Consider the following 18,679-nt stretch of genomic DNA (forward strand, 5'->3'; position numbering starts at 1 on the left):
CCCGTCCTTACTCAGTCAATTGCGGAGATGTCAGCGTCATTGCCCCGCAAGTCCGCAGCCAAAGCAGCGGAATCGAATGGCGCATTACTGCATCCTTTGAAATTTAGCCAGCGTCCAAGATGATGCATCACCCGCTCAGCCGCTTTTTGGTTAATCAATGCGACGTGCACAGCATTTTGCCGTCCAAGCGCTGCTGACAATGCATCCCGGTCCACAGGCAGCTTCACGCCGCCCTTTCCGGTGCCTTCGGCGTCTTCACCAACGCGCCATGCCTGGTCGCGTTTGCCGCTACCATCGGCACTTGCGTCCGATGCATGCAGCAACAGCTTCACTTGCCCACTGCGTGACGCGGAATCTATTTTTTCCGCACCCAAGATGAGATGCCCTGCCCGCGCTTCTAAGCCGAGCCGATCCAAAAAAGCCTTTTCCAAGCCACGGTCAATGCGGCCTGTCAGGTCATCGATGATCTCAATCTTATCCGTCTTGAACGCTCGGCGAAGCAATCCGGCAAGCTTACCCTTGGCTATTGCCTTAGACAATTCTTCTCCGGAAACGCCAATCCACGCGCCGCGGCCGGGCGCTTTTGCAAATAGGTCAGGTGCGATACTGCCATCAGGGCCGAGGGCAAGCCTGATGAGCTGGGCACGAGTCCCATGCTCACCTGACAATATGCACTTCCTTATTGGGGAGTGTCGGTTCTCATTGAGAGTTGTCCGCTGCAACCGCGTCCTCCTCTTCGAACCAATGCGCGCGAGCAGCCATGATGATTTCATTGCCCTGCTCTTCGGACAGACCAAAGGTCGCCAATATGCCTGCCTTATCTTCGGTACGGTTGCGCCGCACTTCACGATCACTCCGCTCATTGCGACGTGGCTCACGCGCCTTCTGGATCAGTTCGTCGGTGGCAAGGTCAGCCAAATCGTCAAGCGTCTTGATGCCCGCCTTGCCCAAAACGACCAACATCGCTTCGGTCAGGATAGGCAGTTCGGCAACGGCGTCTTCCACGCCAAGCTCGCGGCGTTCGGCACGGTTTGCTTCTTCGCGGCGATCCAGCGCTTCTTGGGCGCGGCTCTGCAATTCTTCGGCCAAACCGTCGTCAAAGCCTTCAATGGCGGCGATTTCGGCGGAATCGACATAAGCGACTTCTTCCAATTCGCTAAAGCCTTCGGCAACCAGCAATTGTGCCAGTGTTTCGTCCACGTCCAGCTCTTGCTGGAACATTTCGGAACGCTCGACAAATTCCTTCTGCCTTTTCTCACTCGATTCCGCTTCGGTCATGATGTCGATGCCACGACCCGTAAGCTGCGAGGCCAGACGGACATTCTGTCCGCGACGGCCGATGGCGAGGCTCAATTGATCGTCAGGAACGACAACTTCGATACGGCCTTCTTCTTCGTCGATCACAACGCGGCTAACCGTGGCTGGCTGCAGCGCGTTCACGATGAATGTCGCGGTGTCTTCCGACCATGGAATGATGTCGATCTTTTCGCCCTGCATTTCCTGCACGACAGCCTGAACGCGGCTACCCTTCATACCGACGCATGCGCCGACAGGGTCAATGCTGCTGTCATAGCTGATGACGCCAATCTTAGCGCGGCTACCCGGGTCACGGGCAGCGGCCTTGATCTCGATGACACCGTCATAGATTTCGGGCACTTCTTGCGCGAACAATTTCTTCATGAAATCAGGATGCGCACGGCTCAACAGGATCTGTGGTCCCCGATTTTCACGCTGCACCTTCATGATCAGCGCGCGGACGCGGTCGCCGCCGCGAACGACTTCGCGCGGGATTTGCTGGTCGCGGCGAATAACGCCTTCTGCGCGGCCAAGGTCCACAACGACATGGCCGAACTCAACCGACTTTACGACGCCCGTGATGATTTCGCCGGTGCGGTCCTTAAACTCTTCAAACTGGCGCTCGCGCTCTGCATCGCGCACTTTTTGGAAGATAACCTGCTTAGCCGACTGCGCATCAATACGACCCAAATCCACAGCGGGCAGCGGATCAACGATGAAGTCGCCGACGACGGCGCCCTTTTGCAGCTTGTCCGCCTGCTTCAGGTCGACTTGCTTGAAATAATCCTCAACCTCTTCGACAACTTCCACAACGCGCCACAGACGCAAGTCACCGGTTTGGGTGTCAAGCTTCGCACGGATGTCATTTTCGGCCCCATAACGCGCCCTAGCAGCACGCTGGATAGCTTCTTCAAGCGCTTCTATGACAATCGCCTTGTCGATCATCTTTTCGCTGGCGACCGCGTTGGCGATTGCGAGCAATTCAGCCTTGTTGGCGGCAATACTACTGGCCATGTTTTAGTCTTCCTGTGCTTCGTCGTGAATGGGTTCAGCCTCTACTTCGTCCGCCCCATCGCTGTTGATGGGGGCAGTCGACGCAATCAGGCGGTCTGTCAAGAGCAGCTTGGCATGGCCAAGTGCGGAAAATGGGAAGGTTAGGCGCCCTGCCTTTCGGTCATCGACATGAATGTCTTCACCATCGACTCCGGCCAGATCACCGCGAATATTCTTGCGGCCATCCATCGGATCGCTCAGTTCGATCTTAGCCTCATACCCGACCCAGTCAGAGAAATCAGCAAGACGCGTCAACGGCCGGTCAATCCCGGGCGAGCTCACTTCAAGGCGATATGCCTCGACAATTGGGTCCAGCTCGTCAAACAGGTCGGAAATACGGTGTGAGAGCGCCGCACAATCATCAATGTTGAGCTGTCGTGTTTCGGGACGCTCGGCCATCACTTGCAACGTAGGCTCGTCACTGCCCTGCGCACCATTGGAAAACCAAGCCACGCGCACCAAAGCAAAGCCAAGCGCCTCCGCCTCGGGCGCAATCAAACTGCTCAGCTTATCCAGATCAGGCAAAATCAAACTTTCTTATTCGACGTGCAATAACATTTCGCGCCGGCCCCAGTGGCGCCAGCCCTTTCAAGTTCTCACAATGTAAGGATGTTGGCCGTATAGCCCCTAAAACTTTCATATGCAAGTGTCTTGCACATCGCGCCTTCACCCACCAATTGGGATGGGCATATATAAATGGAGCTTTGCATCATGTCCAAATTGTCTTTTCTGATAGGCGCATCATTTCTGGCCGCCGCCTGCCAGCCTTCGGTCAGTGACGCCGCCCCCGCAGACACCAACGGCGCGCCTTTTGACGTCACAGTTGTTGCCGATTTCGAGGAACCTTGGGCCATGACGTTCGTCCCTGGAACGCCTTATGCGCTTGTGACCGAAAAGAAGGGTAAGTTGAAGCTTTGGCAAAATGAAGGCAGCGTTGTCGATGTTGAAGGCGTCCCTGCGGTTGCTTATGGCGGCCAAGGCGGCCTTGGCGATGTTGTTCTCCACCCCGATTTTGCCAAAAACAAATTGGTCTATCTGAGCTTTGCCGAAGCCGGCGAAGGTGGATTTGGCGCGGCTGTTGTCCGCGGCAAGCTAGATGTGGCCAGCGCAAAGCCAGTTCTAACCGATGTTCAAATCATCTGGCGTCAGGAACCCAAGGTTTCGGGCCGTGGCCATTATGGCCATCGCCTCGCTTTCGGTCCGGACGGCAACTTGTATATCAGCAGCGGCGAGCGACAAAAATTTGACCCCGCACAGGATCTCAACCAAAATCTTGGCAAAATTGTGCGCCTCACGGACGGCGGCATGGTCCCATCGGACAATCCCTTTTATGGCCAAGGCAGCGTAAAGTCGCAAATCTGGTCTTACGGACATCGCAACCCACTAGGCATTGCTTTTGATGCAAAGGGCCGTTTGTGGAACCAAGAAATGGGCCCCGCTGGCGGTGATGAATTAAACCTTGTCAAAAAGGCAGCCAATTACGGCTATCCAACTGTGTCGAATGGCGACCATTATGACGGCAGAAACATCCCCGACCACGCAGCAGGGGATGGCTTTGAAGCGCCCAAGGTTACATGGAACCCAGCCATTTCACCCGGTGGCTTGATGATTTATTCTGGCGACATGTTCAAAGCATGGAAAGGCAGCGCGTTTATCGGCGGCCTTGGTGCCAAGGCTTTGGTTCGTGTGAAGCTGGACGGCGAAAATGCGGCAAAGGCAGACCAATGGGACATGGGCGCGCGTATCCGCGAAGTCGAACAGGGCCCCGATGGCGCTATCTGGTTGCTGGAAGACGAACGTGCTGGCTCACAGGGTCGCTTGTTGAAGCTGACCCCGAAAAAGTAAGTTAATCGGCGGCGGCGCTTTATTGCGCCGCCGTTACCGTTCCCGTTAAATCTGCCAGAAAAGACCGGACGCGCTTGGCATTCATACCCAAGTCGCTTTGCCCGACACGGCTAACGGAACGCATATCAACGATGCTGCCTTCGCCTTTGTTCGAGGGGCGCACGCGCAGCACGACATCATCCTTGAATTGAAAAAATGCGCTGGTCTCGGTCGCCTCCAAGCGGCCTTCTTCGGGCATGGAAATAGCGACATCCCAGCTACGTGCTTTGGCCAGACGTTCGGCCTTGGCAATCACCATCGGCACCGGTTCGTTCACACGAACCGAGCGTATATCGCCATAATCCTTTTGATGCACCATCGCCCAGCGTTGTTCCGGCGTCAGGCCACGCATCTTAGGATCATCTGCGCCGGGAACATGATCAAGATTATCGGCACGCAATTGCAATGTCTGAAAGGCCGGCGGGTCAGCGAGATCTGTCGACACATCATGGATCGCAGGTACAGTCAGCGCCTTCATAAAAAACGTACCTATCCAGCCAACATAAACCAACGCGACCAGCATCCCAAGCCAGCGCCGCGCGCGCAATGGCGGGGTATTGGATTTACGCACGCGCCACTCTTGCACCAGACCAATCAAAATGGCCGCTATCCCCAAAAGAAAGGCGCCAGCTACGCCCTTCAGACCCGATGTATAGGCCCAAAAACCCCAACCTGTGCCAACCGCCGCAACCGCGCCCCAGACCAAAGCACCAACGCCCGCAATTAAAACCAGATAGCCCAAAATATCTTTTTGGGCCTGCGGCTGCGCCGAAGCCGGTGACGATGTCGTATCTGTTGAAGCACGGGGCGCTTGCTGATTGGTCAAATTCTCTCTCCTGCGTGACGAAACCATCTAAGCAGCGCATGCTAATAGATGTTCCGTAGAAAGGCAATTTACGGCCGCTTTATTGTCGGCGAGCTGATATTCGATTGGACAAATATCGTCCGCAATGACAGGGGACGCGACTAGTGCGAACCTTTTCCAGCAAGTGTAATATGCATAACACGTCCCTTTCAGGCATATCTGCAGATGCCTTGAACGCTTTACTCGATGATGCCTTCGGGACGGACAGGTATACACGAACGGCCTATTTGCTGCGCAAAGGCATGGCCGCCATTGACCATTTGTCCTTTGGAATTCTGGACGAAGGTGAACTAATGGCGAGCATTCAGTGTTGGCCCGTGCGGGTTGGAAAGGCAGATCTGATCTTGGTCGGGCCAGTCGCTGTCGCCACCAATCGCCAGAATGAAGGGCTTGGAACACAATTGATGCAATTGATGCTCCACGCAGCAACGCCGCAAGATGCACCAATGGTGATGATTGGTGATCCAGAATATTATGGCCGTTTTGGATTTTCGTCCAACGACACATCTGGTTGGACCTTACCAGGGCCCTGGGAGCCACGGCGTTTGCTTCTGCGCAATAGCCATATGGTTGCCTTACCAACGCATGGCATGCTTGGACCTGCCGACTAAGCTTTGACGATTGGTCCGATTGGACGTATCGCGTTGCCATGCCTTATGAAGCACCCGATTTAGCCAAGCTTACGCTGTCCGATATTGCGGAACTTGTGGCAGCGCGAAAATTGCCGCCGGTGGAAAGCTGGGAACCCGCCACCTATGGTGACAGTGATATGCGGATCGCTTCGGACGGCAAATGGTTTCATCAAGACGGCGAAATTACCCGGCCGGCAATGGTCCGTGCCTTTTCCAGCCTATTGCGTCGCGATACCGATGGACGATATTGGCTGGTTACACCGCAGCAGAAGCTGTCGATCATTGTAGAAGACGCGCCGTTCATTGCCGTCGAACTACAAAGCGAAGGCGAGGGGTCAGAACGTAGCTTGGCATTCCGGCTCAACAGCGACGACCTAATTTTTGCCGATACCGAACACATAATTGAGATGCGCGGCGGCCTGTTATATGTGCATGTGCGCGGTGGCATGTGGGCAAAGCTTGCACGCCCTGTTTATTATGAACTCGCCAATTTGGCGCTGGCCGAAAATCCGGAAGACCCAAGCATCTGGAGTAAAGGCGTACAATTTCCGCTGGCTTCGCCTGTATGAACTGGCGGCAGCGGCTGCAAATGGCGCTTGATCCAGCGCGCAGCATAGAGATTGAGGACGAGAGGCATTTTGCCGTTGATACCCACCGCGAAGCGGCGGTCCTGATCCCCATAACAGATCGAGCGGAACCTGGCGTGATCTTAACCCAGCGCCCCACATGGTTGCGCAGCCATGCCGGCCAAGTGGCTTTTCCCGGTGGCAAGGTCGATGAAGGCGACGAAAACGCAATCGCGGCGGCCTTGCGTGAGGCACATGAAGAACTCAGCATCCCGCCTGCGATGGTCGAGGTCATCGGTGTGGCAGACACCTATTTTTCCGGCAGCGGATACCGCATCGCGCCTGTTGTCGGCGTGATCCCGCCTGACCTTGCGCTTCAGCCCAACCCCGAAGAAGTCGATGACTTTTTTGAAGTGCCACTCGCCTTCTTACTTGACCCTGCCAATTCGGTTCGGAAAGAGGCCGCTTGGAATGGTCAACAACGTAGCTATTATGACATGCAATGGGGCGAACGACGGATATGGGGTGTGACGGCGGGGATCATCGCCAATCTGGTGCGGCGGCTGACATGACGCCAGCACGCCTTCCCGATTCCGCATGGCAGCATGCCGATGGCCTCAAAAAGATTTTGGCAGCTTTAGATGATGCTTATGGCGGCCCGCGTTATGTGGGTGGCGCGGTGCGCGACACGCTGCTTGGCTTGCCAGTATCTGATATTGATATCGCCACGGCCTTATTGCCAAACGAAGTCATCAACCGCTTACAAGATGCTGGAATCAAAGCCATTCCAACCGGCATTGAACATGGTACTGTCACCGCCGCTGTGGATGGCAAAAATTATGAAATCACAACATTGCGGCGTGATGTGGCAACCGATGGCCGCCGCGCGACGGTTGCGTTTGCGACGGATTGGCAAGAGGATGCCGCCCGTCGCGACTTTACGATTAACGCGTTATATGCGGCCCCCAAAAGCGGGGAAGTTTTCGATTATTTTGATGGACTAAACGATCTGGAAGCGCGCAGATTGCGGTTCATTGGTGATGCCAATCAACGGATTGCTGAAGATTTCCTGCGCATATTGCGCTATTTCCGGTTCCTTGCCCGATATGGCGGCGGGCAAATGGACGCCGATGCCATTCAGGCATGCGCAAATGGCGCGCATGGTCTGACCGCCTTGTCACGCGAACGCATCGCGCAGGAACTGACCCGCATATTAGCCTTGAAGGATCCGGTCGCATCGGTGGCCCTGATGATCGCAAATGGCATCTTCACCCCATTTCTACCTGAATTATCCGCCAGTGCCGCCAATGACCTGCAGCGCCTTGTAGAGCGCGAAGCGCAATATGCGCAGCCTGTCTCGCTGCCTGCACGCTTTCTGGCGCTGTTAACCCGCGACATTGTGGCTGTTGATAAGGTGGCGGCGCGGCTGAAGCTGTCCAACAAAATGCGCGAAGGCTTTGCCCAAAGGTTGCGTGCAGATGCCCCAACACCCGCCAATATCCGCGCTATCGCCTATCGCGCAGATATCGACACCGCGCGCGATGCCGCGATGCTATATGCTGGCGAAGCTGATCTGCCGGAATGTCTCGCGCGGCTTGAACAATGGGACATTCCAACGCTGTCTATTAAGGGCGGCGAACTTATTGCAATGGGTTTGCCTGCTGGCCCCATGGTCGCAAAAACGCTGCAAGCGGTTGAGGCGGCTTGGATAGAGGCGGATTTTCCGGATGCAGCTCGCCAACGCGCCCTGGCCACTCAAATGGTCAATGCTGCTTTGCCTAGAAAAACATAGGCAAATTAATCAATCAAATTGATTGTTCCGTGGGAAACCCTGTGGCGGCAATCGGCCAGCGGCACCGCGCGCAACACGCCATAATGACATGTCATTCTCTGTCCGCATCCGTCCACTGTCACCACCCATGGTCCAGCTGAGACCTTCGCTCATGCGGAAACACACCGCATCTGCAAGCCCGCCGTCCTTATAGCGCTGCAAGGTAACGCCCTGCCCTTTTGACATTTCGGGGATTTCGGTCATCGGGAATACAACCAGTTTCCGGTTATCGCCCACCACGGCAACATATTGATCGCGCAAGGCGGCCTCGTCGGCAGTTTCCGGCGGCGCGGGGCGGACGACTTTCAGACGCGTGCCGGGTTTCAATGTTACAACGCCGCGTCCTTTGCGTGTCTCGGCGATAACCTCGCTCATGCGCGCAATAAAGCCTTTGCCAGTGGTGGCAGCCAGCAACATCCGGCCATCGGTAACGGCCGGGAAAACGGCGACAATATCGTTACCAGCCTCGATATCGATCATCGTGCTCACCGGCTCACCAAAACCGCGCGCGCCGGGAAGCTTGTCGGCACCCAAGGTGTAAAAACGGCCATTTGCTGTGGCAATCAGTATCTTGTCGGTGGTCTGGGCATGGAAGGCGAAAGCGGGGCCATCCCCTTCTTTGAACTTGAAGTCCGCGCGCGCCGAAAGGTCAGCATGTCCCTTCATCGCCTTGATCCAGCCGCGCTTCGACATAATAACGGTCACGGGTTCGCGCTCTACAAAGGCCTCAAGCGAAATTTCGCGCGCCTGCCCTGCTTCTTCCAAGCTTGTCCGGCGGCGTCCAAGCGCCGTTTCTTCAGCGTAATTCTTACGCAGTGCAGACAGGTCTTTCTTCAAACGCTTCTTTTGGAGCGCCGGGCTTTCGATCAACTTTACGAGATCTTCCCGCTCAGCCTCTAAAGCTTCAAGCTCCCGCCGCAGCTCCATTTCTTCAAGCCTGCGCAGCGATCGCAAGCGCATGTTCAGAATGGCCTCGGCCTGACGGTCATTCAACTGGAACTCCGCCATCATGACGGGTTTGGGTTCGTCCTCGGTACGAATAATCTCGATAATACGGTCAAGATTAAGGAAGGCGATGATATAGCCTTGAAGCAGCTCCAACCGTGCGTCAATCTTCTCAAGCCGATGCTGAGCCTTGCGCACCAGCACTTCAATCTGGTGCCGCAACCAGTGCCGCAAGACTTCGCCTAAGCCCATAACCTTAGGCGTACGGTCGGCATCCAATACATTCATGTTCAACGAGAAGCGCGTTTCCAAATCGGTCAGGCGGAACAATGCGTTTTTCAGATCTTCAGGATCAACATTGCGGCTTTTCGGTACAAGCACAATACGGACATGCTCGTCGCTTTCATCGCGAATATCATCGAGAATGGGCAGCTTCTTATCGGCGATAAGCTGCGCGATTTGTTCAATCAACTTGCCCTTTTGCACTTGGTAGGGAATTTCAGACACAACCAATTGCCATGTCCCACCGGGCAGTTTTTCAACGCCTGTTGGTTCCCAGCCCTTGTCATCCTGCCAGCCGTTCGAGAAACGCGCCCGCACACGCATCGCACCGCGGCCCGAAGCATAAGCAGCGCTGATCACCGATGGACTATCCACCAATACGCCGCCCGTTGCAAAATCAGGGCCACGCACAATTTCCATTAATTGGTCATGGCTGGCTTGCGGATTTTCAATCAACAGCATCGCAGCGTCAATGATCTCTGCGGCATTATGCGATGGAATGCTTGTCGCCATCCCCACGGCAATCCCGCTGGCGCCATTGGCCAGCAAGTTCGGGAATAGGCCGGGCATGACTTCTGGCTCTTCATCTTCGCCATTATAGGTTGGCCGAAAATCGGTCGCATTCTCATCGAGCCCGTTCATCAGCTCAATCGCCGTCTTTGTCAGCCGCGCTTCGGTATACCGGTAGGCAGCCGCATTATCGCCGTCGATATTGCCGAAATTGCCTTGTCCATCGACCAATGGGTACCGCAGCGAGAATGTCTGCGCGAGACGCACCATCGCGTCATAAACCGACTGATCGCCATGTGGGTGATATTTACCAATAACATCACCGACAACCCGCGCGCATTTCTTATACCCGCTGGCCGGATCAAGCTTTAGCAGGCGCATCGCCCACAACAAACGCCGGTGCACAGGCTTAAGCCCGTCACGCAAGTCCGGCAGCGAACGCGCGGTAATCGTCGACATCGCATAGATCAGATAGCGTTCCGACAAAGCCGCATCAAACGGCGCATCGACTATCGCGTCAAACGGATCTTCTGCTGGGGCATCAACAATATCAGACATGCATAAGCCGATAGCGGGCCAGCCCGTAGTCGCAAAGCAGCGATTTCAGCAATCCACAGCTAAATGCAATTTTTAGAATATATGTCACTATAGGCGCGTTGCCACAAAGCCACACATCCATAGCAAAATATTTCAATTTTATGTCTTTACTGGACTTTGCGCATTAAAATGCCAGATCCACCATAATAGTTTAAATACATGCACAAATCGGGGAAATAGAATGAAGACGCATAAGATTATTTCGGCACTGGCAGTGACGGTTTCGACCACTGCTCTTTTTGTGGCCGCGGCAAATCCGGCCTTTGCGCAAGACAGCGCACCGCAAGATGCGGCCGTCGAAGAAGCAACTGGTTTAGATGCTATTATCGTCACCGGCACACGCCGCACGGACCGTACTGTCGCAGATAGCACAGTTCCTGTCGACATCATCTCGGCTGAGGCCTTGTTGAACAGCGGCCAGACCGAAACCAACAAATTGCTTAACCAGCTTGTTCCATCGTTCAACTTCCCACAACCTTCGCTGACGGACGGAACAGACTCTCTGCGTCCTGCAACACTGCGCGGCCTTGCACCCGATCAGGTTCTGGTACTGATCAACGGCAAGCGTCGTCACCAGTCTGCTCTCGTCAACTTGAACGGCTCGGTTGGCCGTGGGTCAACAGCAGTCGACCTCAACACCATTCCGCCATTGGCGATTGAGCGCCTCGAAGTGCTGCGTGACGGTGCCGCGTCGCAATATGGTTCCGATGCGATTGCGGGCGTCATCAACGTCCAATTGAAAAAAGGCATGGGCGGCCGCGCGCAGGCAACATTTGGCAAGTATATAACCAAAATGGAAGATGTCGGCCAGGTCGACACCGTCGCACTCACTACTAGCAGTCCTACAATCAACCCAACCACAAACGCCATTACGGGCGGCGATAACCCAGTTATAACGTACACGGGTGAAGACCGTAAACGTCGCGATGGCGACACATATACATTCGCGTCCAACTTTGGCCTGCCATTGGGCGAAAGCGGTTATGTGAACCTTACAGCGGAATATAAGGACCGCTCGCCCACGAACCGTTCCGGCCCGGATATCCGCCGCAACTATTTCGCAGCTGGCGACCCGCGCGAAGCTACATTCAACCGTTATGCCCACCGTTATGGTGATGGTGTATCCAAAGACCTAAACTTCTTCGTGAACGCGGGTTATGAATTCTCCGATACTGCCGAATTTTATACCTTCGGCAGCTATGGCGTGCGCGACGGCAATGGCGCCGGCTTCTACCGTCGCTCTGCCGACGCGCGTAACCGCGACTTTGCGGCATCGACTACCTCATTCGTCCCCCTCTACGCAGACGGCTTCTTGCCATTGATCGCCAGTAAAATTGTCGACATTTCTGCTGCGGCGGGCCTTCGTGGCGCGACCGGCGGATGGGATTATGATCTCTCGGCCGTCTACGGATCGAACCGTTTGGACTACACAATCGAAAACACCGTCAACACCTCGCTTGGCGGCGTAGCGAGTGCCCGCCGTTTCGATTCAGGTGGACTGCGCTCGGGCCAAACCTCAATCAACCTCGACATGCGCCGTGATTTGGACATTGGCATCGGCAAAAGCGTTTCCTTCGCTTTTGGTGGCGAATATCGCAACGAGAACTACAAGATCGTTGCTGGCGAACTGCAAAGCTATGTCAACGGGCCGTTTTCAGCAGCGCCATTCAACGCGGCCGGCGGTGCCCAAGTGTTTCCAGGTTTCCGTCCTGCCAACGAAACCGACGTGTCGCGTGACAGTTTTGCTGGTTACGCGGAACTCGATGCGGACCTTACGGACCAACTGACGCTTCAAGTGGCTGGCCGTTACGAGCATTTCAGCGACTTTGGTGATACCATCAACGGTAAGGCCGCCGCGCGTTTCGAAGTGATTGATGGCGTTGCTTTGCGTGGTTCGGTTTCCACCGGTTTCCGTGCACCAAGCCTTGCGCAGCAGTCTTTTGCGGCTACCTCCACGAACAATGTCGGCGGTGTCTTAATCGAAGTCGGAACATTCCCTGTTTCGTCCCCAGTTGCTGTCGCTTTGGGTGCGCAGCCTCTTAAGCCAGAAAAATCCATCAATCTGGGTGCGGGTGTTACTTTTACTCCAATTAGCGGGCTGAGCATTACTGCGGATTACTACAACATTCAGATTGATGATCGCATCACGCTGACGGAAAACCTTCAGGGTACAGATGTTTCAGCGTTACTAACCGCGGCAAGCGTTACCGGCGTTAGCTCGGCACGCTTCTTCATCAACGGTATTGATACTAAGACCACCGGTCTTGATGTCGTCGCAAGCTACCGCGTACCCGAATTTGGCCTCGGCCAATTCCGCGTGAGTGTTGGCTATAACTTGAACGATACAAAGATCACCGATCGCCGCGTATTTTCTGGTTTCACCGCGCAACGCCTGTTCGCACGTCAGGAAAGCTTCCGCCTCACCGATGGCCAGCCGAAGAACAAGCTGAACGTCGGACTTGATTGGGATTATAACAATGTTGGCATGACGTTACGCACCAACCGTTATGGTGAAGTGTTCTTGCCAAGTGGCTTCTCGACAGCGGCAAACAACAACAATATCGCGCTTGCGCCAGGCGACGTCCCCGGTGACATCTTCTTGTCGCCGAAGTGGGTCACAGATCTCGAGTTCCGCTTTAAACCAGTGGAGTCTGTTTCCGTCGCATTTGGTGCAAACAACCTGCTCGACACATATCCAGACCGCCTTCCCTTTGGCACAGTAGATGGCGTCAGCTATGGTTTTAACAATGCGTTCTTGCCTTACAGCTCGCAATCGCCATTCGGTTTCAGCGGACGGTTTGTTTACGGTCGTGTGTCGATCGATTTCTAATCGCTCAAGAACTTGAACAAGTAGGGCGCGGCGTAAAACCCGCGCCCTTCTTTTTTGGCAGGCGTTTTGACGCCAAACCCTGCGCCTGCTAACGGGACCACGACTCCCGATATCAGCCGAAAGCGTTTCTTATGATCCCACGTTATTCCCGCCCAGACATGGTCAAGATTTGGGAACCGGAAAACCGTTTCCGCATTTGGTTTGAAATTGAGGCGCATGCCACGGACGCGCTGGCCCAACGCGGCGTGGTACCTGCATCTGCCGCTGTAGCCTTGTGGAAATGGTGGGATACAAACCCTACCATCGACGTCGCAGCCATTGACGCAATCGAAGCCGTCACAAAGCATGACGTTATCGCATTCCTGACATGGGTTGCCGAACAAGTCGGCGACGAGGCGCGCTTCATGCATCAAGGCATGACGTCCTCCGACGTTCTCGACACCTGCCTTGCCGTTCAATTGACGCAAGCGACAGACCTTTTGCTGGCCGACATGGATGCGCTACTCGCCGCCATAAAAACCCGCGCGATGGAACATAAGTTCACGCCGACCATTGGCCGCAGCCATGGTATACACGCCGAACCTGTTACCTTTGGTATGAAGCTCGCGCAGGCTTATGCCGAATTTGCCCGTGGTCGCGAACGATTGGTCGCAGCACGCGCCGAAATCGCGACCTGCGCGATCTCTGGCGCCGTTGGCACCTTCGCCAATATCGACCCAGAGGTTGAGGCGCATGTCGCGGCAAAGCTTGGTCTTGCTGTTGAACCAGTCTCGACCCAAGTCATTCCGCGCGACCGTCACGCCATGTATTTTGCGACGCTGGGTGTGATTGCCTCGTCTATTGAGCGTCTGGCGACCGAAGTCCGCCATTTGCAGCGTACCGAAGTGCTGGAGGCAGAGGAATATTTCTCGCCGGGGCAAAAGGGTAGCTCGGCCATGCCGCATAAGCGCAACCCTGTGCTCACTGAAAACCTGACAGGCCTTGCCCGTATGGTGCGTGGCTATGTCACCCCCGCACTTGAAAATGTCGCTTTATGGCATGAACGCGACATCAGCCATTCGAGCGTGGAGCGTTATATCGGCCCTGATGCGACCATCACGCTCGATTTCGCGCTGGGCCGCCTGACGGGTGTTGTCGACAAGTTGCTGATTTACCCAGAGCGGATGCAAAAGAATCTCGACCGCATGGGCGGCCTTGTCCATTCGCAGCGCGTGCTGTTGGCCTTGACGCAAGCTGGTATTAGCCGCGAAGACAGCTACCGCATCGTGCAACGCAATGCGATGAAGGTGTGGGAGTCGGATGGCGCAGAGTCGTTGATGGAGCTGCTTAAATCTGACGCGGATGTCACCGCAAAAATGAGTGCATCGGAAATCGAGGATCGCTTCAATCTTGATTATCATTTCAAGCATATCGACACAATTTTCGAACGCGTATTTGGTTAAGTCCTCTTCCCTGTTTGAAGCATATTCGACGAAAAGACACTAACCCCTACCCAAAGGGGTAAAGTTTCCATAAGATATGCTTCAGAAGGAGAAGCCGCACGATGCGATTTCTAAAAACGCTGATTTGGGTGACGATCATTATCGGGTTGATTGTGTTCGCAACCAACAATTGGGCACCTGTGTCGGTCAGCCTTTGGGGCGGTCTTCGCCTCGATACCAAATTGCCGGCTTTAGTTGTTGTCGCATTCCTGCTTGGATTTTTGCCGTTATACCTTTTGCACCGAACACAAGTGTGGCGCCTGAAGCGACGCATATTGACGCTCGAGGGTAACCAGCACACATCATCTTTACCGCCACCAGCCGCTCCTCCCCCTGCTTACACTGCTGTGGATACGATATGACCAACCCGATTTTCGTTGCCATCGATACGCCCTATCTGGACGACGCGTTGGAATTAACCCGCCGTATCAAGGGGCAAGTTGGCGGGATAAAGCTCGGCCTCGAATTTTTCTGCGCCAATGGCCTTCATGGCGTGCATGAGGTTCAAAAACTTGGCCTTCCTATTTTCCTCGACCTGAAATTGCACGACATCCCCAACACGGTTGCCAAGGCGATGCAGGCGATTAACACGCTTGAACCAGCCATCGTAACCATCCACGCCGCGGGTGGCCGCGCGATGATGGAGGATGCCAAGGCGGCTGCTGGCTTGCATACCAAAGTGGTTGCGGTGACGGTACTGACCAGCCTGGACAACCATGACCTAAACCGTGTTGGCGTATCGGACAGCGCCGAGCTTCAAGTGGCCCGCTTGGCGGCACTCGCGCAGGAAGCTGGTCTTGATGGCATTGTCTGTTCAGGACATGAAGTTAAGGCCGCGAAAAAAGCGTGGGACGATGGTTTCTTCGTCGTCCCCGGCCTTCGCCCCGCTGGCGGAACCGCCGCCGACCAAAAACGCACTGTAACGCCCAGAGAAGCCCTTGACGATGGTGCGAGCATTTTGGTTATCGGAAGACCTATTACCAAAGCGGAGAGCCCTGACGACGCTGCACGGGCGATTATGGGCACATTATAGCAGGTACTGAGGAACCGTTACACCGAACTCGTTTCAGGATGACATGCGGCAACAGCCGTTCGCTATAGTAAAACAAGTTCAGCATGACGGGAGTGAAATGGTCGGCTATTGCAACTGGTATGCGCACACAAATCAAAATTTGCGGACTTAGAGACGAAAATGCTGTCGATGCCGCCGCCAAAGCAGGCGCATCGCATATCGGCCTTGTGCATTTCGAAAAAAGCCAGCGCCATGTTGGATTGGAACAAGCCGCCGCGTTGCGGATGCGCGCGCCAGCCTCGCTGAAAGTTGTTCTATTGCTGGTGAACGCCGAGCCCGGCCTTACCGCCAAGGCGATTGAGGTCGTAAAGCCTGATATAGTGCAATTTCATGGCTCTGAAACCGCGCAATGGCTCCGCGAACTGAAAAGCGCGGTGGATATTGAAACTTGGAAAGCCTTGGGCGTTCGGGATACGGCATCGCTCAAAAATGCCGATGAATATGTTGATGCTACTGATCTCATCTTGTTTGATGCGCCCGCACAGACCTTACCGGGCGGTACAGGCACGCGCTTTGACTGGTCGTTGCTCGCCGAGCATAAACATAAGCTGCCTTGGGGCCTTGCCGGCGGGCTGACCCCTGACAACGTAAAGGACGCTTTGGATCAAACGCGTGCAAAATTGGTCGACACATCGTCGGGTGTAGAATCCGCTCCGGGCATCAAGGATGTGGACAAGATTGCGGCCTTCTGCCAAGCGGTGCGGGACCATGACAATCGCTAAACCCATTCCGAACTCCCTTCGCAACCAACCCGACGAACGCGGCCATTTTGGTCAGTTCGGCGGGCGCTATGTCGCCGAAACGCTCATGCCGCTCGTGCTCGATCTGGAACGCGAATATCGCGCGGCGCAACAGGACCCCGCCTTTGCCGCGCAGTTCGATGATCTGCTGGAACATTATGTCGGCCGCCCGTCACCGCTTTATTATGCAGAACGCCTAACCGAAGAAGTCCGCAAGAACGCGCCAGCAGGCAAAGGCGCCCAAATCTGGTTCAAGCGCGATGAGCTGAACCATACCGGCGCGCACAAAATCAACAATTGCATTGGTCAGATTTTGCTTGCCATTCGTATGGGCAAAACACGGATCATCGCGGAAACCGGTGCTGGCCAACATGGCGTTGCCACGGCGACCGTTTGCGCCCGTTTTGGCCTGCCCTGCTTCATCTATATGGGCGCCAAGGACATTGAGCGGCAGCAGCCCAATGTGTTCCGCATGCGCTTGTTAGGCGCTGAGGTCATTCCGGTGACCAGCGGCGCAGGCACACTAAAGGACGCGATGAACGAAGGACTGCGCGACTGGGTCGCCAACGTCCATGACACATTCTACATTATCGGCACCGCGGCAGGCCCGCATCCTTATCCTGAACTAGTCCGCGATTTTCAAAGCGTGATCGGCAAGGAAGCGCGCGCACAAATGCTATCGCGCATCAATCGCCTGCCTGATTTGTTGGTCGCTGCCATTGGCGGCGGTTCAAACGCGATTGGCCTGTTCCATCCATTTTTGGATGACAAGGACGTTGCGATGCTCGGCATTGAAGCGGCAGGTCACGGCCTTGAAAAAGAACATGCCGCGAGTCTTGCTGGCGGTCGCCCCGGTGTACTGCATGGGAACAAAACCTATTTGCTGCAGGACGAAGACGGCCAAATTGCCGAAGCGCATTCAATTTCGGCAGGTCTGGATTATCCCGGCATCGGTCCGGAACATAGCTGGCTTAAGGAAATTGGCCGCGTTCGCTACGACAGCGTGACAGACACAGAAGCGCTGGCCGCGTTCCAATTGCTATGCCGCACCGAAGGCATCATCCCTGCGTTGGAACCGGCCCACGCGATTGCGGCCGTTGAGCGCGAAGCCAAGAAGATGGACCGTGACCAGATCATCCTCGCAAACCTTTGCGGACGTGGTGACAAAGATATTTTCACCGTCGCCGAGGCATTGGGGACGACGATATGAAAACTGCAATATTCGTCATCCCGAACTTGTTTCGGGATAACGTGGCGCCGTCGCGTGTTATCCCGAAACAAGTTCGGGATAACGAAAGGGAGGCAGTATGACCCGCCTCTCCGCCGCCTTTGCTAAATCCCACCCAGCGCTCGTCGCATTCATCACTGCGGGCGACGGCGACACTACAGCCAATCTCGACGCGCTTGTTGCGGGCGGAGCGGATGTGATTGAACTTGGCATGCCTTTTACCGACCCAATGGCGGACGGCCCTGCCATTCAAGAGGCGAATATCCGCAGCTTGAACGCTGGCACCAAAACGGCGGATATTTTTGCCCTCGCCACGGCCTTTCGCAAACGCCATCCCGATACGCCTTTAGTTTTGATGGGATATGCCAACCCCATGACAATCCGAGGCGGCGAATGGTTTGCGTCCGAATGCAACAAGGCTGGCGTCGACGGCGTCATCTGCGTCGATATTCCGCCTGAGGAAGACCCGGAGCTTGGTCCTGCTCTGCGCAATGCCGGCATTGACCTAATCCGCTTGGCGACACCCACAACCGACGCGGCGCGTTTGCCCACGGTCCTTACTGGCGCATCGGGTTTCTTATATTATGTCAGCGTCGCTGGCATCACAGGCCTGCAAGTCGCCGCACAGACGAGCATTGATGACGCTGTAGCACGCCTTAAGGCACATACTGATCTGCCTATCGCCGTCGGCTTTGGCGTCCGAACCCCCGAACAAGCCGCCAGTATCGCGCGCGTTGCCGATGGCGTTGTCGTTGGCTCGGCGATTGTAGAATTGGTCGCCAAACATGGATCTAGTGCCGCTGGTCCAGTTCGCGATTATGTCGCATCCTTAAAGCAAGCCATTGTTGCCGCCAGAAAGGTCTGAAC

17 protein-coding genes are annotated in these 18,679 nt (G+C 55.3%); 12 read left to right on the forward strand and 5 right to left on the reverse strand.

All coding sequences use genetic code 11. The features are described from left to right. Positions 1–11: 11 nt before the first annotated feature. Genes ACILP4_RS03690 through rimP form a run of 3 tightly spaced genes read right to left on the reverse strand, consistent with a single transcriptional unit; the run spans position 12 to position 2,874 of the window. The gene (locus ACILP4_RS03690; protein ID WP_395619396.1) at positions 12–668 is read right to left on the reverse strand and encodes a DUF448 domain-containing protein; all 657 of its coding nucleotides are present in this window, start codon (positions 666–668) and stop codon (positions 12–14) included. A gap of 31 nt (positions 669–699) precedes the next feature. Beyond that, positions 700–2,310: a transcription termination factor NusA gene (gene nusA / locus ACILP4_RS03695; RefSeq protein ID WP_395619397.1), complete on the reverse strand. Its 1,611-nt coding sequence runs from the start codon at positions 2,308–2,310 to the stop codon at positions 700–702. 3 nt (positions 2,311–2,313) lie between these two features. Further along, a complete protein-coding gene (gene rimP, locus ACILP4_RS03700) occupies positions 2,314–2,874 on the reverse strand; it encodes a ribosome maturation protein RimP (protein WP_395619398.1) in 561 nt (186 codons plus the stop codon). 186 nt (positions 2,875–3,060) lie between these two features. On the opposite strand from rimP, the gene ACILP4_RS03705 reads away from it, so the two are divergent. Then, a complete protein-coding gene (locus ACILP4_RS03705) occupies positions 3,061–4,194 on the forward strand; it encodes a PQQ-dependent sugar dehydrogenase (protein WP_395619399.1) in 1,134 nt (377 codons plus the stop codon). A 19-nt stretch (positions 4,195–4,213) separates the two neighbouring features. Here the strand turns inward: ACILP4_RS03705 and ACILP4_RS03710 are convergent, their stop codons facing one another. Then, positions 4,214–5,059, reverse strand: a complete 846-nt coding sequence (locus tag ACILP4_RS03710) for a DUF1499 domain-containing protein (protein ID WP_395619400.1) — start codon at positions 5,057–5,059, stop codon at positions 4,214–4,216. Positions 5,060–5,229: 170 nt separating this feature from the next. Here ACILP4_RS03710 and ACILP4_RS03715 point away from each other — a divergent pair, with 170 nt between their 5' ends. Genes ACILP4_RS03715 through ACILP4_RS03730 form a run of 4 tightly spaced genes read left to right on the forward strand, consistent with a single transcriptional unit; the run spans position 5,230 to position 8,088 of the window. Then, complete coding sequence (locus ACILP4_RS03715; RefSeq protein ID WP_395619401.1) at positions 5,230–5,709, forward strand: GNAT family N-acetyltransferase; 480 nt, start codon at positions 5,230–5,232, stop codon at positions 5,707–5,709. Between the two features lie 38 nt (positions 5,710–5,747). After that, complete coding sequence (locus ACILP4_RS03720; protein WP_395619402.1) at positions 5,748–6,299, forward strand: DUF1285 domain-containing protein; 552 nt, start codon at positions 5,748–5,750, stop codon at positions 6,297–6,299. Continuing rightward, positions 6,296–6,868, forward strand: coding sequence for a CoA pyrophosphatase (locus ACILP4_RS03725; RefSeq protein ID WP_395619403.1), 573 nt, complete (start codon positions 6,296–6,298; stop codon positions 6,866–6,868). Before ACILP4_RS03720 ends, ACILP4_RS03725 begins: the two co-directional genes overlap by 4 nt. Next, complete coding sequence (locus ACILP4_RS03730) at positions 6,865–8,088, forward strand: CCA tRNA nucleotidyltransferase (RefSeq protein WP_395619404.1); 1,224 nt, start codon at positions 6,865–6,867, stop codon at positions 8,086–8,088. The genes ACILP4_RS03725 and ACILP4_RS03730 overlap by 4 nt, the downstream gene beginning before the upstream one ends. Positions 8,089–8,097: 9 nt before the next feature. On the opposite strand, the gene parC is transcribed toward ACILP4_RS03730, so the two are convergent. Next, positions 8,098–10,422, reverse strand: a complete 2,325-nt coding sequence (gene parC, locus ACILP4_RS03735) for a DNA topoisomerase IV subunit A (protein ID WP_395619405.1) — start codon at positions 10,420–10,422, stop codon at positions 8,098–8,100. 220 nt (positions 10,423–10,642) lie between these two features. Between parC and ACILP4_RS03740 the strand changes: the two genes are divergently transcribed. From ACILP4_RS03740 to trpA, 7 genes are all read left to right on the forward strand, one after another. Then, a complete protein-coding gene (locus tag ACILP4_RS03740; RefSeq protein ID WP_395619406.1) occupies positions 10,643–13,291 on the forward strand; it encodes a TonB-dependent receptor plug domain-containing protein in 2,649 nt (882 codons plus the stop codon). Between the two features lie 131 nt (positions 13,292–13,422). Beyond that, positions 13,423–14,733 carry an adenylosuccinate lyase gene (gene purB / locus ACILP4_RS03745; RefSeq protein ID WP_395619407.1) on the forward strand — a complete coding sequence of 437 codons (1,311 nt, stop codon included), beginning with the start codon at positions 13,423–13,425 and terminating at the stop codon, positions 14,731–14,733. A 101-nt stretch (positions 14,734–14,834) separates the two neighbouring features. Next, positions 14,835–15,134: a hypothetical protein gene (locus ACILP4_RS03750; RefSeq protein ID WP_395619408.1), complete on the forward strand. Its 300-nt coding sequence runs from the start codon at positions 14,835–14,837 to the stop codon at positions 15,132–15,134. Then, positions 15,131–15,805 carry an orotidine-5'-phosphate decarboxylase gene (gene pyrF, locus ACILP4_RS03755; RefSeq protein WP_395619409.1) on the forward strand — a complete coding sequence of 225 codons (675 nt, stop codon included), beginning with the start codon at positions 15,131–15,133 and terminating at the stop codon, positions 15,803–15,805. The genes ACILP4_RS03750 and pyrF overlap by 4 nt, the downstream gene beginning before the upstream one ends. A gap of 119 nt (positions 15,806–15,924) precedes the next feature. Continuing rightward, positions 15,925–16,566, forward strand: a complete 642-nt coding sequence (locus tag ACILP4_RS03760; RefSeq protein ID WP_395619410.1) for a phosphoribosylanthranilate isomerase — start codon at positions 15,925–15,927, stop codon at positions 16,564–16,566. Then, a complete protein-coding gene (gene trpB, locus ACILP4_RS03765) occupies positions 16,553–17,794 on the forward strand; it encodes a tryptophan synthase subunit beta (RefSeq protein ID WP_395619411.1) in 1,242 nt (413 codons plus the stop codon). Before ACILP4_RS03760 ends, trpB begins: the two co-directional genes overlap by 14 nt. A gap of 97 nt (positions 17,795–17,891) precedes the next feature. Next, positions 17,892–18,677, forward strand: coding sequence for a tryptophan synthase subunit alpha (gene trpA, locus ACILP4_RS03770; RefSeq protein ID WP_395619412.1), 786 nt, complete (start codon positions 17,892–17,894; stop codon positions 18,675–18,677). Positions 18,678–18,679 lie beyond the last annotated feature (2 nt).

Source organism: Sphingorhabdus sp. (assembly GCF_044239045.1).
Classification (GTDB): Bacteria; Pseudomonadota; Alphaproteobacteria; order Sphingomonadales; family Sphingomonadaceae; genus Sphingorhabdus_B.